Annotated in this window: 13 protein-coding genes; 1 reads left to right on the plus strand and 12 read right to left on the minus strand. The window is 72.6% G+C overall.

The window, feature by feature from the left end; all coding sequences use genetic code 11:
• Positions 1-24: 24 nt before the first annotated feature.
• The 11 genes from BXA11_RS39365 to BXA11_RS39415 all read right to left on the minus strand — a co-directional run bounded on the left by BXA11_RS39365 (position 25) and on the right by BXA11_RS39415 (position 15,583).
• A complete protein-coding gene (locus BXA11_RS39365; protein ID WP_051762012.1) occupies positions 25-831 on the minus strand; it encodes a cupin domain-containing protein in 807 nt (268 codons plus the stop codon).
• Positions 832-844: 13 nt separating this feature from the next.
• On the minus strand, positions 845-2,116 hold the full coding sequence (locus BXA11_RS39370; protein ID WP_204053849.1) for an MFS transporter: 1,272 nt from the start codon (positions 2,114-2,116) through the stop codon (positions 845-847).
• 23 nt (positions 2,117-2,139) lie between these two features.
• Positions 2,140-3,366 carry an ATP-grasp domain-containing protein gene (locus tag BXA11_RS39375; protein WP_083744914.1) on the minus strand — a complete coding sequence of 409 codons (1,227 nt, stop codon included), beginning with the start codon at positions 3,364-3,366 and terminating at the stop codon, positions 2,140-2,142.
• Between the two features lie 316 nt (positions 3,367-3,682).
• A complete protein-coding gene (locus BXA11_RS39380; protein ID WP_076442973.1) occupies positions 3,683-5,179 on the minus strand; it encodes an MFS transporter in 1,497 nt (498 codons plus the stop codon).
• 42 nt (positions 5,180-5,221) lie between these two features.
• A complete protein-coding gene (locus BXA11_RS39385; protein WP_143734786.1) occupies positions 5,222-6,697 on the minus strand; it encodes an FAD-dependent oxidoreductase in 1,476 nt (491 codons plus the stop codon).
• The gene (locus BXA11_RS39390; protein WP_239105142.1) at positions 6,694-8,739 is read right to left on the minus strand and encodes a molybdopterin oxidoreductase family protein; all 2,046 of its coding nucleotides are present in this window, start codon (positions 8,737-8,739) and stop codon (positions 6,694-6,696) included. The genes BXA11_RS39385 and BXA11_RS39390 overlap by 4 nt, the downstream gene beginning before the upstream one ends.
• Before the next feature lie 298 nt (positions 8,740-9,037).
• A complete protein-coding gene (aroF, locus tag BXA11_RS39395; protein WP_076442977.1) occupies positions 9,038-10,120 on the minus strand; it encodes a 3-deoxy-7-phosphoheptulonate synthase in 1,083 nt (360 codons plus the stop codon).
• Positions 10,121-10,295: 175 nt separating this feature from the next.
• A complete protein-coding gene (locus BXA11_RS39400) occupies positions 10,296-11,987 on the minus strand; it encodes a class I adenylate-forming enzyme family protein (RefSeq protein ID WP_030509686.1) in 1,692 nt (563 codons plus the stop codon).
• 5 nt (positions 11,988-11,992) lie between these two features.
• Complete coding sequence (locus BXA11_RS39405) at positions 11,993-13,141, minus strand: prephenate dehydrogenase/arogenate dehydrogenase family protein (protein ID WP_076442979.1); 1,149 nt, start codon at positions 13,139-13,141, stop codon at positions 11,993-11,995.
• Positions 13,142-13,143: 2 nt separating this feature from the next.
• Complete coding sequence (pabB, locus tag BXA11_RS39410; protein ID WP_076442981.1) at positions 13,144-15,219, minus strand: aminodeoxychorismate synthase component I; 2,076 nt, start codon at positions 15,217-15,219, stop codon at positions 13,144-13,146.
• Positions 15,220-15,274: 55 nt separating this feature from the next.
• On the minus strand, positions 15,275-15,583 hold the full coding sequence (locus tag BXA11_RS39415; protein ID WP_030509683.1) for a chorismate mutase family protein: 309 nt from the start codon (positions 15,581-15,583) through the stop codon (positions 15,275-15,277).
• A 312-nt stretch (positions 15,584-15,895) separates the two neighbouring features.
• On the opposite strand from BXA11_RS39415, the gene BXA11_RS39420 reads away from it, so the two are divergent.
• Positions 15,896-17,215, plus strand: coding sequence for an ATP-grasp domain-containing protein (locus tag BXA11_RS39420; protein ID WP_051762008.1), 1,320 nt, complete (start codon positions 15,896-15,898; stop codon positions 17,213-17,215).
• A gap of 79 nt (positions 17,216-17,294) precedes the next feature.
• On the opposite strand, the gene BXA11_RS39425 is transcribed toward BXA11_RS39420, so the two are convergent.
• Positions 17,295-19,073, minus strand: a 1,779-nt coding sequence (locus BXA11_RS39425; RefSeq protein ID WP_076442993.1) for a hypothetical protein, incomplete at its 5' end; no start/stop codon positions are given.

A 19,073-nucleotide genomic window follows, 5' to 3' on the forward strand; every position in this document is an offset into this window, starting at 1 on the left:
GGATTTTTCCGCCCCTATTTTTCCCTACTGCCACGGCCGTCCGCGCTGCGAATCCGGCAAACCATCGGCCGGATATGACAGCGATTCGGCCACGGAGCCGCCGAACACGACGAAGCGGCTGGCGAGGCGACCCGTGTGGGGGTTGCGCGCGCCGTGCCGGACCCCCGGCGGTGCGAAGACGCCGTCGCCCGGGCCCAGGTCCACCCACCGGTCGTGCAGGAAGAACTGCCCCTCGCCCTCGAAGACGAAGTGCACCGTCTCGCTCTCCTCACGCCGGCGGACGCCGAGCGTCTCCCCCGGCAGCATGATCCCGCAGCGCAGGCAGAGCCCCGCGTGACCGGCTTCCGGCCGGAACAGGACGTTCGCGGCGGGCGGGGTCAGCCAGGTCTCGCCGTTCCACAGCGAGCGGAACAGGGCCTGGCCGGCACCGGGCCGGACGGCGGGCGCCGTGCCGCCCTGCGACGGCACGGCGCTCCAGATGTAGACGGTCATCTCCCTGTCGCCGGCCGACAGGGAGTACGGGCTGCCCATGGGCGAGTAGAGCGCCGAGGCGGCGCGCATCCGGCTGATCTCGTAGCCGACGGTGCCGACGCCCGCGCCGGCCAGCACGACCGCGACCTGCTCGGCCGCCGCCGCGCCGGGCGGCGACCACTGGCGGCCCGCGGGGATGCGGACCGCGTCGACGGTGGAGTGCCGCGCGCCGATGTGCGGGCCGGCCACCGGGCTCACCCAGCAGTCGCCGTGCCGCCGATACTCCAGCTCCGCGCCCCGCAGCACCGCGCCGGTCTCTCGCCTGATCTCTTGCCGGGTGTCCTGCATGGTCAGGTTCATGGGGTCTCCCTGGTCACGCCCGCGCGAGTTCGGCACGGGCGGCGGAGGGGGTGAGGATCGCGTGGTACTGCCAGATGATCACCAGGCCGAAGACGCCGTACAGCGCGGCCATGCCCCACGGGGGAAGCACCGAGCCGACCGTGATGCACAGCGACGCGACCACCAGGGCCACCCGGATGTTGAGGTTGTAGACCGCCATGTAGCGGGTGCGGGACGCGGCCGGGACCATGTCGGCGAGCAGCGCCTGCCGCACCGGCACGTCCATCAGCTCGCCCACGGTGAGCACCAGCGCGGCCACGAGCAGGACCCAGCCGGTGTCGCTGACCGCCAGCACCATGTATCCGGCGGTGAACAGCCCCGCCCCCGCGTACATCCGGACCCGGTCGGGCACCCGGCGCAGCACGAGGTGGGCGACGAGCGCGAGCGCCACGACCAGCACGGTGTTCTCCGCGCGGAGGATGCCGAGCATCTCCACGCCGTCCACGCGGATCGACCACGAGCCGATCGACAGCAGGTTCTGCGCCGGCAGGTCCCTGGCCAGCCGTACGCCGATGTAGTTGATCAGCTGCAGCTCGATGGACATGAACAGCGTGGCGGCGACCAGCAGCCGGCCGAAGGCGCGGTCCTGGAGCACCAGCCGGTAGCCGTTGGCGAAGTCCCGCAGGATCGATCCGCGCGGCCCGGCCGTCGCGCCGGTCTCCCCGAGCCCCTGCTCGGTCTCCTCCGGCTTGGTCTCCGCGATGAGGAAGTACGTGGCCGCGGCGATCGCGACCGTGCCCGCGGCGGCCAGGGTCAGCAGCAGCGTGAAGTGCCCGTTGTAGAGGAAGCCGCCGAGCAGCGCGCCGAAGGCCAGCGCGAGGTTGATCGACCAGTAGTTGATCGTGTAGACGAGCTTGCGGCTCTCGGGGGTCGTGACGTCGAGGATCATCGCGTCGTTCGCCGGCATCGCGAAGCTCGCGGCGAACTTGTTGACGAGGTAGCCGCAGTAGACGAGCGCCGGGCTGTGCCAGGCGGGCGAGTCGGCGACCGCCATGAGCGCGAACGTCACGCAGACGCCGGTCTCGCCGAGCAGCAGCGTGCGCCGCCGCCCGCGGGCGTCGGACATGTGCCCGCCCGCCAGCGTGCCCACGACGCCGAGCACCATGACGGTCACGACCAGCACGCCCGCGACCGCCACGCCGTACTCGAAGGCGAGGTAGATGGCCATGAACGACATGACCATCGAGTCGAGCAGGCGCTGCAGGAAGCCGACCGCGATGCGGACGCGCAGGTTTGGATGAAGCACTGCCGGGTGGAGAGCGGCCAGGTTCACGGCGTCACGCCCGCCCCGGCCGCGACGGGCTCGCCCACCTCGGCCCGTACGAGCGAGTGGACGTGCCGCGCCCGCGCGACGGCCTGCTCCTCGGTCTCCCCCGTCACGACGACGAAGCCGTGCCGGGTGCGCCAGTCCACCGTCTCCGGGATCCGGTCGCCCGGCCGGAAGGGGAACTCCAGCATGTCGACGAAGTCGAGCGCCCTGGCCTCCTCCACGCCGGTGACGGCGCGGACCTCGCCGGGGGTCAGGCTGAAGTACGAGATGTGGGCGACCGCACGGCGCTCGACCGTGCCCGGCTCCCTGCCGTCGAGGATCCGGAACACGGCCCGCTCGATGTCCAGCCCGGTGGCGAGCTGCACCAGGCGCGGGATCTGGTCGCCGCCGAGCCGCGCCTGCGACTCGACGATGCGGGGGCCGGCCGCGGTCCAGATGATCTCGGTGTGGGCCGGGCCGGTCTGGTAGCCGGTCAGCCGCAGCATCTCGACCGTCAGCTCCGCCATCGCCGCGGTGTCCGGCCCGGCCGGCGCGGGGTGCACGTGTCCGGCCTCGACGAACAGCGGCGGCGGGCCGAGCACCTTGCGGGTGACGCCGACCACCTGGTGGCGGCCGTGGTCGCTGAGCGACTCCACGCTGTATTCGGGACCGCGCAGATACTCCTCCACCAGCACCGGGCCGGCGTAGCCGTACGAGTCGAGCAGCGCGCCCCATTCGGCGACCTGGCCGGGCTCGCGCAGCAGGTACACGCCCCGGCTGCCGGCCAGCTCGGTCGGCTTGACGACCACGGGGAGGTCGAAGCCGTCGAGCAGGGCGGGCACGTCCTGCCAGCGCGCCGCGTGGGCGAACCGCACCGGCGACAGGTCGTGCTCGGCGAGCAGCCGGCGCAGCTGGAGCTTGTCGTTGAGCAGTTCGATCGAGCGTGCGGGGTTGACCGCCTTGCCGAGGTCCTCCGCGATGCGGTAGGTCGCGAGCATGCTCTCCTCGGCCCCGATGTGGTAGACGAGGTCGGCGCCGAAGTCGCGCACCGCCTGCCGTACGGCCCGGTCGAACGCGGCGGGGTCGCCGAAGTCGGCGAGCACGAAGGCGTCGGCCAGGTCGGCGATGCCGGCCAGATAGTCCGGCGTCTGCAGGGTGGGATCCCAGACCGCGCAGATCCGGTGCCCCTCCTCACGGGCCTTGATGACGAACGCCCGGTAGGGCATGACCATGACGAGATTGCTCACCGGGATCCTCCCCTCTTTCTGCTGGAAGCGGCTGTTGTGCTTTGCGTGGGTCTCGGTCAGTAGGGCAGCTCGCGGCCCGACGGGGTGCGGAGGTCGGGCGCGTTCGACTGGGGCTTCCTGGTCGGCTTGCCGACGCGAATGCGACGTGCCATCGAAATCCCTCCACATCCCGTACGAGCCGTCTCGCGGGCCCTCTGACCAGCACGCTGGCACGCGCGTATGACCGCCACAACGGCCGCGCACCCTAATGACCGGGCCGGATGACGGAAGGGGCATACGGCCTACAACTTTGGTTACGCCGGGGTGCTACGAAAATTCACACTCGGGCGTAGGCGAAGCTCGGCGCTCGGCTCGGCCCGCGCCTCAGGTAGGTCCACCACGTGAGCCCGGCGAGCAGCACGTAGGCGCCGACGAAGATCCACAGGGCGGGCAGCGACCAGCCCGCGTGCTCCTGGGCGACGCGGGCCGCGGCGGCTCCGGTGACGCCCTTCATCGCGCTCGCCGCGTCGGTGCTCGCCAGGCGGAACACCTGCTGGATCAGGAACCCGCCGAACGCGCCGATCGCCCCGGCGATGCCGATCACGGCCGCCGCCCTGCGCTTGTAGTCCGGCGCGGTCAGCGCCGCGTCGAGACCGCGCCTGGCCGCCTCCCTGCGCCCCAACTCGCCGAAGATCACCGGGATCATCCGGTACGTCGAGCCGTTGCCCACCCCGGAGCAGGCGAAGACGACCAGGTAGGAGCAGAAGAACAGGCCGAAGTCGTGGCGCATCACCCCGCCCGCCGCCGCGACCGTCGCCACCACCATCCCGGCGAAGACGGCCAGCGTGACCCGGGCCCCGCCGTACCGGTCGGACAGCCGTCCCCCGAGCGGCCGGGCGACGGAGCCGACCAGCGCCCCGACGAAGCCCAGCCCGGCGAGGTAGTCGCGGATGAACGGATGCTGGGCCAGGAACTCCGGGAACGTCGTCCTGATCACCAGCGGCAGCGCGAAGGAGAACCCGATGAACGAGCCGAACGTGCCGACGTAGAGCAGCGACACGACCCAGGTCTGCCCGTGCCGCAGCGCCGCGGCGTACGACCGGGGGTCGGCCTTGGCCTCGGCGAGGCTGTCCATGAACAGCCAGGCGCCGATCCCGGCGATCACGATGAACGGCATCCACACCAGGCCGGCGTACGCGAGGTGGACCCGCGTGCCCGACGCCGCCACGGGCACGCCGGCGACGACCACCAGCGGCACCAGGAGCTGCACGACCGCGACGCCGAGGTTGCCGCCGGCCGCGTTGAGGCCGAGCGCGAAGCCCTTGCGCCGCTCCGGATAGAAGAACGAGATGTTCGCCATCGAGGAGGAGAAGTTGCCGCCGCCGACGCCCGCCACGGCGGCGCAGGCCAGCAGGACCCAGAACCTCGTGTCGTGGTCCTGCGCGGCCAGCCACCCGCTGGGCACGACGAACGCCAGCAGCGAGGACGGGACCAGCAGCAGCGCCGCCGATATCGTCGTCCACACCCGGCCGCCGAAGCGCGGCACCGCGAACGTGTACGGGATCCGGATCGCCGCGCCGACCAGGTTGGGCGCGGAGACGAGCCAGAACGACTCCGACACGCTCATCGGCAGCCCGGCGGCGGGCAGGCTCAGCACCACCACCGACCACAGCACCCAGATCGCGAAGCCCAGGTGCTCGGTGAAGACCGACAGGATCAGGTTGCGCCGGGCCACCCGGCGGCCGGTGGTCTCCCAGAACTCCTCGTCCTCCGGGTTCCAGTGGTCGATCCATCCGCGGCCGCGCCGCGCGGCCGCCGTCGTCGTGTCACTCATGCGGATCTCCTCGTCAGCGTGGTCGTCGTCGGGGTCTCAGGACTAGGCATGCGCCACCCCCGCGGCTTCTTCCTTGTCCGCGCGGGCGAGCCAGCGGGCGATGCCGCACACCGTGTCGGCGCAGGTGCCGCAGCCCGTGGTCGCCCGGGTGGCCGAGGCGAGCGCGGTCAGGTCGCGGGCTCCGGACCGCCACGCGGCGACCAGCCTGTCCTTGCTGACCGCGTTGCAGCGGCACACCACGCTCGTCCCCGGCAGCGCCGCCGCGTCCCCGCCGCCGGGGGCCCCGCCCTCGCCGTACGGCATGGCCCGCCCGAGCAGCAGCGCGAGCCGGTCGGGCGGCACGGGCAGGCCGCGGTCGTAGTACTGGGTGATCGTGGCGGCGGCGTCGGGCACGCCGAGCGCGATGGCCCCCGCGACCCGCTCGTCGCGGACGACGAGCTTGGCGTAGCGGCCCCGGGCCGGCTCGCTCAGCCACAGCACCTCGGCGCGGGGGTCGTCCGGCGCGGCGTGCACGTCGCCGAGCGCGGCCAGGTCCACCCCGCTCGCCTTGAGCCGGGTCACCACCTTCGTGCCGCGGTACGGCGAGCGCGTGCCGGTGAGCAGCGCGGCCAGCGCGGCGGCCTGCTCCCAGGCGGGCTGCACCAGGCCGGGGACCGTGCCGGGATGCCGGGCGCAGTCGCCGATGGCGTGGATCAGCGGGTCGCTCGTGCGCAGGTCGTCGTCCACCAGCACGCCGCCGTCGACCGCGAGCCCGGCCGCCGACGCCTGCGCGGTCTGCGGGCGCACGCCCGCCGCCACGACGAGGAGGTCGGCCTCGACCAGCCGGCCGTCGTCCAGCTTCAGCCCGTCGCCGGGCAGGTAACGGGCCGCCCGCGAGTTCAGCAGCACCCGCACGCCGAGGCCGCGCAGGACCTGCGCGAGCACCTGGCCCGCACCGTCGTCGAGCTGGCGCTCCATCAGGTGGCGGCGCGGATGGACGACGGTGACGGTGTTGCCGCGCGCCGCCAGGCCGCGTGCCGCCTCCAGGCCGAGCAGGCCGCCGCCGAGCACGGCCACGCGCACGCCGCCGCGCGCTCCGGCCGCGATCGCGGCGCAGTCGTCCAGCGTGCGGAACGTCGCCACGCCGGGGGTGAGACCGCCGTCGTCGCCGGTCAGCCCCTCCACCGGCGGCACCCACGCACGGGCGCCGGTCGCCAGCACGAGCACGTCGTAGCCGACCCGGGTGCCGTCGTCGAGGGCGACGGCGCGCCCGGCGCGGTCGATCGAGACGACCTCGCGGCCCCGGCGCACCTCGACGCCGTGCGCGGCGGCCCAGCCCTCCTCCTGCAGCCGCACCGAGTCGGCGGACATCGCGCCCGCCAGCACGTTCGACAGCAGGACCCGGTTGTACGGCGGGTGCGGCTCGTCGCCGATCGCGACGATCGCGACGCGCTCTCCCGCCGGGTCCCTGCGGCGGATCTCCTCCGCCAGCCGGGCGCCGGCCATGCCGTACCCGGCGATCACGACCCTGGTTTTCACTGCGCCTCCCGTTCCCCCGCCGGCGTCAGCCGTACGGCGCAGACCTTGAATTCGGGCATCCGGCTGACGGGGTCGAGCGCCGGATTCGTCACGAGGTTGGCGCGCTGGGCGCCCGGGAAGTGGAACGGCAGGAAGACCACGTCGGGCCGCATCGACGGCACGCAGCGCACCGTCGCGACGACCCGCCCGCGCCTGCCCGCGACCGCCGCAGCCGCGCCGTCGCCCAGCCCGGCCCGGCGTGCGGTGTCCGGGTGCACCTCGACGTACGCCTCGGGCACGGCCGCGCGCAGCTCCTCCACGCGCCGGGTCTGCGCACCCGACTGGTAGTGCTGGAGCACCCGCCCGGTGATCGCGTACAGGGGGAACTCCTCGTCCGGCGGCTCAGCCGGCCCTTTGTGGTCCACGGCGGCGAACCTGGCCCGCCCGTCGGGATGGGCGAACCGGTCCAGGAACAGCCGCGGCGTCCCCGGATGCCCCGGCCGGCGGAATGCGGGCCCGGCCGGAACGGGCCAGTGGAGCCGCTCCCCGGCGCGCAGCCGGTCCCAGGTCACACCCGAGTAGTCGGCGGGGCCGCCCTCCGACGCCGCCCGCAGCTCGGTGAAGACCGTCTCGGGGTCGGCGGGGAAGCGCTCGGGCGGCTGCCCGAGCCGTACGGCCAGGTCGTGCAGGACCTCCAGGTCGGTGCGCACCCCGGGCGGCGGGGTCAGCGCGCGGCGGCGCAGCAGCACGCGCCCTTCGAGGTTGGTCAGCGTGCCGTCCTCCTCGGCCCACTGTGTGATCGGCAGGACCACGTCGGCGGCCCTGGCCGTCTCCGACAGCACGATGTCGGAGACCACGAGAAGGTCGAGCGCGGCCAGCCGCTCGGCCACCCGGGCCGAGTGCGGCGCCGACACGACCGGGTTGCTGCCGAAGACCAGCAGCGCGGACGGGCCGCCGGAGGTGCCGAGCGCGTCGAGCAGCTCGAACGCGGACCGTCCCGGACCGGGCAGCGCGGACGGTTCGACCCCCCACACCCGTGCCACGTGGGCGCGGGCCGCCGGGTCGTCGATCCGCCGGTAGCCGGGCAGCTGGTCGGCCTTCTGCCCGTGCTCGCGCCCGCCCTGGCCGTTGCCCTGGCCGGTCAGGCAGCCCCAGCCCGAGCCGCGGCGGCCGGGCAGGCCCAGCGCGAGCGCCAGGTTGATCCAGGCCCCGGCCGTGTCCACGCCCGTGGCGTGCTGCTCCACCCCCCTGGCGGTCAGCACGTACGCGCTCGCGGCCTCGGAAAGGATCGCGGCGGCCCTGCGCTGGTCGGCGGCGGCGACGCCGGTCACCCGCTCGACCCGCTCGGGCCACCAGGCGGCGGCCACCCGCCAGGTCTCCTCGAAGCCCGTCGTCCGCTCGGCGACGTACGCCTGGTCGAGGTGGCCGTCGCTCACGGCGGCGTGGAGGATGCCGAGCGCGAGCGCGAGGTCGGTGCCCGGGGCCGGCGCGAGGTGCAGCGCCGCGCGCTCGGCCGTCGGGGTGCGCCGGGGATCGATCACGATCAGCCCCCCGGCGTCCATGGCGCGGCGCAGGTGGGACAGGAACGGCGGCATCGTCTCGGCCGGGTTGGCTCCGGCGAGCAGCACCGCGTCCGCGCCCTCCAGGTCGGCCAGGGGAAACGGCAGCCCCCGGTCGAGGCCGAAGGCGCGGTGCGCCGCGGCCGCCGCCGACGACATGCAGAACCTGCCGTTGTAGTCGATCTGTGAGGTGCCGAGCGCCACCCGGGCGAACTTGCCGAGCAGATACGCCTTCTCGTTGGTGAGTCCGCCGCCGCCGAAGACCGCGACGGCGTCGGGCCCGCGCTCCGCGGCGATCTCCGTGATCCTGCGGGCGACGAGGCCGAGTGCCTCGTCCCAGCTCGCCGGGCGCAGGGTCCCGCCGTCCCGGACGAGCGGCGTGGTGAGCCGGGCCGGCGAGCCGAGCAGGGCCGCGGCGGCCCAGCCCTTCTGGCACAGTCCGCCCGCGGACGGGTCGCGGGGCCGCACTCGCACCGAGGCGCGGCCCGCCGGGCTGAGGGTCATGCCGCACTGCAACGCGCAGTACGGGCAGTGAGTGTCGACGGCGGTGCCGTCGGCGCCGTCGGCGGTGTCCGCCGGGCGCGGGTTCGTCGCCGCGCGCATCGCTCCACCTCCTCGACCGGCACTCGTACGCAGCCGGGCCTGGTCGTGTCCAGTGATCTTTTTCGCCTACTGCGGTCGCCCAGATGGCGCCTCGCCGCGTTCTCGTCGTCGCCCATAGCTCCGCTATGGCCTCCTCCTCGGCCTTGCGAGGCATCCACCTGGACGATCCTCGCTACGGCAAAAGATCACGGGACACTCCCTAGACGACGTCGGGGGTGAGGGCGTCGTGGATCTCGGAGTAGTCGGCGGCCGGGGCCGGGGCCATCCGGCGGCCGACGCCGAGCGCGAGCATCTCCAGGCGGCTCATCAGCCGGGCGAAGTCCTCGGGGAGCAGCGCCTGCTTGCCGTCGCACAGCGCCTGCTCGGGCTGGACGTGCACGTCGATCAGCAGGGCGTCGGCGCCCGCCGCGACGGCGGCCAGCGTGAGCGGCTCGATGAGCTCGGGGATGCCGAGGGAGTGGCTGGGGTCGACCATCACCGGCAGGTGGGTGCGCCGCTTGAGCAGCGCCACCGCCGACAGGTCGAGCGTGAAGCGGGTGGCCCCCTCGAACGTCCTGATCCCCCGCTCGCACAGCACGAGCTGGTCGTTGCCCTCGGCGAGGATGTATTCGGCGGCGGTGAGCAGTTCGTCGACCGTGCAGCCGAAGCCGCGCTTGAGCACGGCCGGCATGCCGCTGCGGCCCACCTCGGTCAGCAGCTCGAAGTTCTGCATGTTGCGGGTGCCGATCTGGAAGCCGTCGACCACCTCGGCCATCCGGTCGACGTGCCGGGGGTCGACCACCTCGGTGAGGATCGGCAGGCCGGTCTCCTCCCTGGCCTGCGCCAGCAGGTCCAGGCCCGCCCACTTGAGGCCCTGGAAGGAGTACGGCGTGGTGCGCGGCTTGAACGCGCCGCCGCGCAGGCCGACCGCGCCGTGCCGGGCGGCGGCCCTGGCCGTGGACATCATCTGCCCGGGGTTCTCGACGGCGCAGGGTCCGGCGAAGACCGCGATGTCCCCGTCCCCGACCACCGCGGAGCCGATGCTCACGGCCGTGCCGGCGGGGAACAGCTCGCGCCGGCCGAGCCGGAAGCCGCCGCTCGCCCGTGCCGTCTGCCGCGGCCGGGGCAGGTCGGCCGGGAGGGGCAGCAGGGTGCCGGGCCCCTGCGCCACCATCACGTCCGCCCCGCCCAGACGGTACGTCGTGGTCGTGGTGCCGGTGGAGTCGAAGTGCTGGGCCCACCCGGCGATCCCGGACGGATCGATCGTCGAGTCGAACACCAGCAACAGCTCGGCGTCAGTCATGGCAGTTCTCCACATCCGTGTGGTCGGGTCTTCGTGGTGTCGGGGCGGCGGGGTCGTCCGCGTGTGCGCCGCCGGGCCGGTTCTTGGGGGGAACTCCGGCCCGGCGGCGCGGATCGGTGCGGATCGCCGTTGATCCGCGTGCGGGTGGCGGGATCGGGGCGTCGGCAGGGCGGGATCAGACGAAGACGTCGGTGAGGATCGTGCCGAGCGACTTGCCGCCGTTCTCGCGGATGTAGGTGGACAGCGAGCTGTACTTCTCCCGCAGCCGGCGCTTGAGGACCTTGCCGGTGACGCCGACCGGGAAGTCCTCCTCGTTGCGCGCGACCTCCAGCATGGTCAGCTCGGGGTGACCGGCGGCCTTCAGCTTCTCGTTCGCCTCGTTGAGCAGCTTCTGCGCGTCCGGCCTGGCGGCGCTGGACGTCACGACCGCCACCGGGACCGTCCGGCCGCGGTGGATGCCCGCCACGACGGCGCAGTCGAGGACCTCGGGCAGGTCGTTGAGCAGCAGCTCCTCCATGAAGACCGAGTAGCCGGTGCCGGTCGGGGTCTCGATCGCGTCCACCGCCCGGTCGACCTGGAAGTAGTTGCCCGCCTCGTCGCGGTAGGCCATGTCGCCGGTCAGCCAGTAGCCCGACAGCTTGCTGCGGTAGGTGGTGTCGGAGTCGCTCCAGTATCCGGCGGTGATCGCCGGGCCCTTCGCGCCGAGCAGCCCGACCTCGTTGACGTCGGCGACCGTGCCGTCCCTGCGCAGCACGGCGACCTCGGCGACGCCGACCGGCTTGCCCACGCACCGGTCGTTGCGCTCGTCGGACAGCGTGCGGACCTTCAGCAGCACGCCCCAGCCCAGCTCGGTGGTGCCGAGGCGGTCGAAGAAGGCGGCCGGCGGCAGCGACGGGTCCCGCATGGCCAGGATCGCCTTGATGTGCTTCTCGTGCACCGCGTCGCCGATGGAGATCCAGACGTTGACCGAGTCGATCGTCCCGGCCGGCAGGTCCGCGCCGGCCAGCTCGGCGTACGCGTGGCCGAAGGCCATGACGGTCGTCGGGCGGTACTTCTCGACGGCCTTGGCCAGCTCGGGGCCGCTGGTGTCGAACCACGGCACGATCGGCGTGCCGCCGAGCATGGCGTACGTCGTGTAGGCGATGCAGCCGAGGTGCGACTGCGGCAGCGCGGTCATCATCACGGCGCCCGGCTGCTCGTGGTGGTCCACGAGACGGAAGCGCGGCCCGGCCACGCACGAGCGGTGGGTCTGGATGACCGGCTTGGGCCGCCCGGTGGTGCCGGAGGAGTGCAGGATCGAGACCGGGTCCTCGCCGACGTGGCGGAAACGGGCCTCCTGCGGCAGCGTGGCGGGCGGGGGCGCGGGCAGCTCCTCGGCCACCTGCGTCCACCGCAGGCCCGGCAGCAGGTGGAACTCCTCGCCGAGGATCTCCAGGTGGGCGAGGTCGGTGTACATGCCGATGGGGTTGGTCTGGCGGCACAGCTCGGTGGCGATGTAACGCGAGGCCTTGCTGTTGACCAGCACCGCCACCGCGCCGATCTGGGCCAGCGCGTAGAAGTGCAGGGAGTAGGCGAAGGAGTCCTCCAGGTAGATGGCCACCCGGTCGCGGGGCCGTACGCCCTGGCGGAGGTACCACACCGACCAGCTCTGGGCCAGCTCGTCCAGCTCCAGCAGGCTGAACTCGGTCTGCTGCTCACCCTTGGTGTTGGTCAGCGGCCGGCCCAGGTGGATGAACGGCAGCTCCGGGTGCGGGTTGGCCTCGATGGCCTTCGTCAGCAGGTTGCCGCCGCCGAGGTCGGGGTCCGCGGCGATCCGGGCGCGCTGCTCCGGCGTGAGGACGGTCTCGTGGGAGATGGAGATGGTCATCGATCTCACCTTTCGGTAGTGACGGGAGATGACGTGCTCGTGGAGGGACTGTGCTCGTTGAGGCTGGACTCGTGGTGGCTGAGCTCGTGGAGGCTGGACTCGTGGGGGGAGCGGGGCTCGTAGGAGGGCAGTGCGCCGAACATCTCGGCGCAGGTGTCGCGGTAGAAGCCGAGATCGGGGCCGAGGAGGTCGCGCAGCGCGCCCAGGGCCGCCGCGAACTCCGCCTCCCCGTCCGCCCGCCCGTCGAGGAGACCGGCGAGCGTGCGTACGCCTTCGGCCAGCGCCGCGCGGGCGGCGGCGGCCTGCGGGTTGGCCGACTGGACGTCCCAGTAGACCTCCGGGGTGCCCCCGGCGATCCGGGCCAGCAGCGCGAGCATCGTGGCGTGGGGCGGCGGGGCGACGGCGGCCAGTTCGGCGACGCCGACGCCGAGGCCGGCCAGCGCGAGCCCGAACGACAGCACCGCCGCGTGGGTGAGCGCCTGCGTCGCCGCGGCCAGCCGGTCGTGCTCGTGCGCGCCGAGCCGTACGGCACGGCCGCCCCAGCTCTCGACCAGCCGCAGCAGCGCCCTCGCGCGGGGACCGTCGTGGACCACGACGGCGGCGACCGGCCGCCCCGCGAAGCCGAGCGACGGGGCGAACATCGGGTTGAGACCGGCCGCCTCGACGTCCCCGGCATGGGCCAGGATCTCTTCGGCGATCGGGCCCTTGACCGAGAGCGTGTCGGCGAGCAGCGCGCCCGGTCGCATCGCCGCGGCCACCTGCTTCACCGCCGCCAGCGCCACCTGTTCGGGCACCGCGAGCAGGACCAGGTCGGCCCGCCCGATCTCGCCGGCGAGTTCGGGCCCGATGTCCGTGATGTCGCCCCGCAGGACCCTCGCCTCACCGGCCGGGGGCGCCCCGGCGGGGCTCCCGGCCGTGACATCCTGCGAGGCGACGTTCACGGCCCGCGCGGACCCGGCGGCCGATGCCCCGGTGGCCGCGCCGGGCGCGGGGTCGACGACGAGCACCTCGGCGCCGGACCGCAGCAGGTGCTCGGCGAACAGGCCGCCCACGGCGCCCGCGCCGCCGACGACGACGCAGCGCCGCAGCAGGTCCGTCTCCCCGTGATCCGCCGCCGGGCGGTCACAGGCCGTCGTGTGGTCCCCGCGGTCCATCGTCAGGCCCCCACGGCCTGGGCCGCGGTTTCGAGCACCGCGGTGATCATGGCGCGGGACTTGACGACCGTCTCCTCGAACTCCTCCTCGGGGTCCGACAGGGCCACGATCGCGCCGCCGACGCCGAAGCTGACCCGGTCGCGGGTGGCGACGAGAGTGCGGATGATGATGCTGAGGTCGGTGGCCCCGCCGAGGGAGAACCAGCCGAGCGCGCCGGAGTAGGCGCCGCGCGGGCCCTCCTCCAGGCGGTCGATGATCTCCATCGTGCGGATCTTGGGGGCGCCGGTCATCGACCCGCCGGGGAAGGCGGCCCGCACGCAGGTCACCACCGACTCCTCCGGCCGCAGCGTGCCGCGGATCGTGGAGACGAGCTGGTGCACCGGCGCGTACGTCTCGACGTGGAAGAGCCGGGGCACGTGCACCGACCCGACCTCGCAGACGGTGTTCAGGTCGTTGCGGATCAAGTCGACGATCATGAGGTTCTCGGCGCGGTCCTTCTCGCGGCTGAGCAGGTCGTGGCGGAGCGCCTCGTCCTCCTCGGGCGTCGCGCCGCGCGGCCGGGTGCCCTTGATCGGCTTGGACTCGGCGACCCGGTCGGGGCCGATCGTCATGAACCGCTCGGGCGAGGCGCTGAGCACCGCGACGTCGGGGAAGTCGAGCAGCGCGCCGTACGGCACCGGGCTGATCTTCCGCAGGTGGCTGTAGGTCCGCAGCGGGTCGATCTCGGCCCGGACGGTGACCGCGTTGGTCAGGCAGATCTCGTAGGACTCGCCGTGGTAGATCTCCTCCAGGCACTCGCCGATCCGGCTGAGGTAGCCCTGCTTGTCGTGCCGCATCTCCACCGCGCCGGCGATCGCCGGGTCGGTCATGCCGACCCCCGCGAACGCGGCCGGCTCGGCCGGCTCGTGCCTCGGCAGGGAGAACAGCCGCGCCGCGGTCTCGTCCAGCCAGGCGATCGCGCCGCCGTCGGTGTCCCCGTCCGCGCTCGTCGTCAGCGCGAGCAGGTAGCAGACGCCCTCCACGTCGTCGAGCACGAGCATCCGGTCGGCGAACAGCAGCGCCGCGTCGGGCTCCTCGGCCTGGTGCGCGGCCTGGCCGCCCGCCTCGGCCTTGAGCTCGTAGCCCAGGTAGCCGACGTACCCGAGGTTGAAGTCGAACGGCAGGCCCTCGGGCGCCGGCACGGCGCGCTCACGCAGCTGCTCGTCGAGGTACTCGAAGAACGGCTGCTCGACGCGCTGCCGCGACCCGTCGGCCCGGCGTACTGTGACCGTTCCCTCCGCCACCCGGTAGGTGACGTACTCGGCGAGCGGCCCGGAGCCGTCGCCCATGAACGAGAACCGCGACAGCCCCTCGATGACCGAGCTGCTGTCGAGCCAGAAGCCGTGCTCCTTGCCCGCGAACAGCTCGCGGTAGGCGGTCTCCGCGTCCGGCAGCAGCGGCAGCCTGCGCACGTGCACCCGGTAGGGCGAGCGGGCGGCGGCGGCGCGCTCCTCCCTGGCCCGGCGGTGGGCCAGCGCGAGGTCGCGGAAGTTGGCCAGCAGCTCGCGGCCGTGCTCGCTGCTGATCGACTCGGGGTGGAACTGGACGCCCCAGATGGGCTCGGTGCGGTGCCGGACCCCCATGACGACGCCGTCGTCGGTCCAGGCCACGGCCTCCAGCTCGTCCGGCAGGTCGGTGGCGGCCAGCGAGTGGTAGCGCACGACCGAGAACGGCGAGGGCAGCCCGGCGAAGATGTCGGCGCCGGTGTGGCGCACCTGCGAGACGCGGCCGTGCATCGGCTGCGGCGCGTGGGTGACGGTCCCGCCGAACAGGTGGCAGATGCCCTGGTGGCCGAGGCAGACGCCGAGCACGGGCAGCCCGCTCTCGCGGATGGCCCGCGCGCTCACGCCGAAGTCGCGGGCCCGCTCGGGCCGGCCGGGACCCGGGGAGATCACGACGCTGTCGAACTCGTGGATCGGCACCTGGGACCAGTCGGCGTCGTTGCGCACCACGACCGGCGGCTGTCCGTTCACCTCACCCAGGAGCTGGTAGAGGTTGTAGGTGAACGAGTCGTAATTGTCGATCAGGATCGTTCTCATTCCGGGGTTCCTCCAAGCCGTGTCGGAATAGCCGGGTGAGCCGCCGGCGCCGCGCTCACCGAGCGGCGACATCGCCGATCACCAGGTCCTCGACCCTGCAGGTCTCCGCGATGACGAGTTCGTAGAGGCGGCGCAGGAAGTCGGGGTCGATTCCGTGGTCCTGCGCGTATCGGGCGGCCCGCCGCTGCACGATGCCGATGCGGTGGGGCTGCATCATCGGGACGTTGTGCTCGCGCTTGAAATGCGCGATTTCCACGCAGCACTCGATACGCCTGCGCAGGGTGTCGAGCAGCGACTCGTCGATGCGGTCGAGTGAGGCCCGCAGCGTCTCCAGACCGTCTTCTCCGGCGCCGTTGCCAGCCATGTGAACAGCCCTCCAATCGGGGGTGCACCGATGTTCCGGCCCTGTCGGGCTAATTCAGGATTCGATCCGGCGCACATTTCTCACAACCCCTAACGGCCCCACAGCACGGCCGGACAATCCGGGACTACCTCGGACTTCTCGGCACCCCCGAGGCCGGAGGGACGAAGGCCGGCCGGCGACCCCGGTCCACCCCTATCGGGAAACGGGTCATCCCGAATGATCGGGAAATTTCGTTGACCGTCCGAAAATGACGGAACTAATGTCCGTTCGCGAAGTGCCTGTGAGCACGTGCGAGAAACGGCGGTGACGAAAGTGAAACCTCGAGCATTCGTACTTACCGGATCATTCCTGGTGATCTGCCGGGCCCCTCTTTATCTGCGCGAACTGTCCCGCCGCGGGCTGCGGATCCTCGTGGTCACCCCGGCCTCCTGGCGTGAGCAGGCCCTGGCCCAGATGCGCGACCCCGAGCACCCGGCATCGGTCATCGAGGAGATCGCCTTCACCGACGGCGACGTCAACACGGACAACTCGTTCACCGCCGGTGTGATCTCCGGCGTACGGGCGTGGCGGGACCGCTACGACATCACCGGCGTCTACGCGGTCGGCGAGACGCTGGTCGAGCCGACCGGCCTGCTCGCCGATGCTCTCGGCCTGCCCTCCCCCGGCCTGCGGGCCACCCGCGCCTGCCGCAGCAAGTACCTCCAGCGGTGGTATCTGCCGGAGTTCAGCCCGGCCTCGGTGGTCGTCCCCCCGGCCGAGCGCGCGACGTTCACCGCCGCCGGCGTGTCGTTTCCCGCCGTGGTCAAGCCCGCGAGCCGGCACTCCAGCTCGGGTGTGGAGACCGTCCGCGACCCGGCCGAGCTGCGCGCCCAGCTCGACGCGTACCTGCCGCACGAGACGGTGCTGGTGGAGGAGAAGGTGACCGGCCAGGAGTTCTCCGTGGAGAGCCTGGTGCAGGACGGCCGGGTCGTCTTCGCCTCGGTGACCCGCAAGGAGACGACCGAGTCGGGCACCCGCACCTTCGTCGAGCTGTCCCACTCGGTCCCGAACGAGCTGGAGGGCGTCAACCGGATCATCCTCGACGCCAACCGGCGCATGCTCGAACGGCTGGCCTTCGCCGACGGCATCGCGCACGCCGAGTGGCGGGTGGACGACGCGGGCCGCCCCTACCTGATGGAGGTGGCCGCGCGCACTCCCGGCGACGGCCTGTCGATCCTCTACTCGCTCGCGACCGGCGCCCCGATGGAGCCGGAGATCATCCGCATCGCCCTGGGAGAGCCCGCGGACTATCCCGCGCCGCGCCGGTACGCCCGGCAGGTCTACCTGGAACACGAGCCCGGACGGCTCGGCGACGTGACGGTGGACTGGCCGGGGATCTCACCGGCCTGGGTGGGCGAAGGCGGCCTGTGGCCCGAGGTCGAGCCCGGCGCCCCGGACGACCCGCCCACCCTGCGCGCCGTACTCGTGCTCAAGGACCGGGGCGCCGAGCTCGGGCCGCTGCACAGCTCCGACGACCGCGCGGTGACGTTCCTCATCGACGCGGCCACCCCGGCCGAGCTGGACGAGCTCGAGATGCGCGTACGGCACGCCGTGCGGATCCACACGCTCGAGCCCGCCGGCGCCCGGATGTAGTGGATCCCCGTGGACGCGCGGAGCGCGGCGGGAGGCGACGAGCCTCCCGCCGCGCCCTGCTGTCAGGGGCCGGCGACCGTCAGGGGTAGCTGACCACGTTGACCGGAACGGTGGCCGTGCCCTGGGCCGCGCCGCCCGTGTCGTTGATGACGTGGGCGATCGTGCCGACCCCGCCCAGCGACACCGTGAGCAGGTCGTGGAACCTCACCCCGGATCTGTTCGGGGCCTCGAAGCCGCGCTCGGCCACGATAGAGGGGTCGGTGCTGAAGTTGCAGTAGCTGCCCATGCCCCAGGCCTCGTGGCTGGTCACGCTGTCGGCCACCTTGTAGGCGGCGTAGCCCCGGGTCGAGCCGTTCATCCAGGACGCCTGGTTCGGCGGGTCGTAGGGCAGCTCGTTCTGGAAGAAGATCGTCTTACCGCCCTGGCCGTTCCAGATCACCTCGTACTTCCTGTAATGCTCGACGAACAGGCCGTACGCCGTGACGTTGTCGCCGTTGACGATCAGGCCGGTGTCGGCGGGGTTGGTGTTCCAGCCCACGCCGGCGCCGTGGTCGGCGCGCCACGCCCAGATGTGGTCGATGATCGTGTTGTCGCTGTTCACGACCACGCTGGTCGTGGCCGAGCCGGGTCCCGCGCCGCCGATCCGGAAGAACACGTCCTGGATCGAGGTGGGGTTGCCGGCGTGGCTCGCCGAGGCGCCGTCCGGGCCGACCCGCAGCAGCACCGGCGAGTTGACCGTGCCGGCGTCGAAGAGCAGACCGGCGATCTTCACGCCGTCGACGTCCGCGACGTTCATCGCGACGACTCCGTTGTCCGGGATCAGCGTGGCGTAGCCGAGCCCGAGGACCACCGTGTCCGCCCGGGTCACGTTGAGCGTCTGGTTGAGGTGATAGATGCCGGGCGTGAACAGCAGGTTGAGGCCCTGGCCCAGCGCCTGGTTGAGCGTGGCGGCGCTGTCGGACGGCTTGGCGACGTAGAACTGCGTCAGCGGGATCGACGTGCCGGGGGTCGCGCCGTTCGCCCAGCTCACGCCGCTGGAGTTGGTCCGCAGCGAGGGGACGAAGACGCGGTAGGCGCCGCCCGAGTCCACGTACAGGTACGGCTTCTCCCGGGTGACCGGGCTGGTCGCGAGCGTCGTGTACGGCGGGTTCGGGAAGCTCTGCGCCGGGGCGCCGACGACGCCGGAGAACACCATGTTCCACACGGCGTTGGTCCAGCCGCCGATGGTGCTGTCGCGGGTGAACCACTGCTGCTGGGAGTACGGGCCGACCGTGCCGTCGATCTTGCTGTCGGCGATGTAGCCGCCGCTGGCCCAGCCGTACCCGTTGGGGGCGAGGTTCAGCCCGCCGCGCACGTGGATCCGCCGGAACGGCGCGGCCTGGGCCACGGCCCACCGGTCGGTGCCGTTGACCGGGACGACGGCCAGGTTCTCCGCCGACCGCCAGAAGTTCTGGGTGGCGTTGCCGTTGAACCACCCGGCGTCGACGGTGATGTCTCCGTTGATCGTCACGTTGTCGGGCGACTGGCCGAGACCGGCGATCGAGGTGTAGAAGCCGATCTGGGCGTTGAGGCCGCTGTAGGTGCCCGGCTTGAACAGCAGCGCGTAGCGCTGGCTGCCGAACTGGTTCGACTCCTGCTGGCCGAAAATGGTGTCGAGCGTGCTCTGGATGCTCGCGCTCGACATCGACGGGTCGAAGACCTTCACGTTCGGCCCGAGGTCGCCGCCGCCGGGGAGATCGCCGCCGCCGTCACCGCCGCCCGTGGTGTTGACGGCGAACTCCCAGAGCGAGTAGCCGTACGCCGTGGCCCTGGTCAGGCCGTACATCCGGACATACCGGCCGGTCGCCGACACGTCGAG

The organism is Microbispora rosea, from assembly GCF_900156315.1.
GTDB lineage: Bacteria > Actinomycetota > Actinomycetes > Streptosporangiales > Streptosporangiaceae > Microbispora > Microbispora rosea.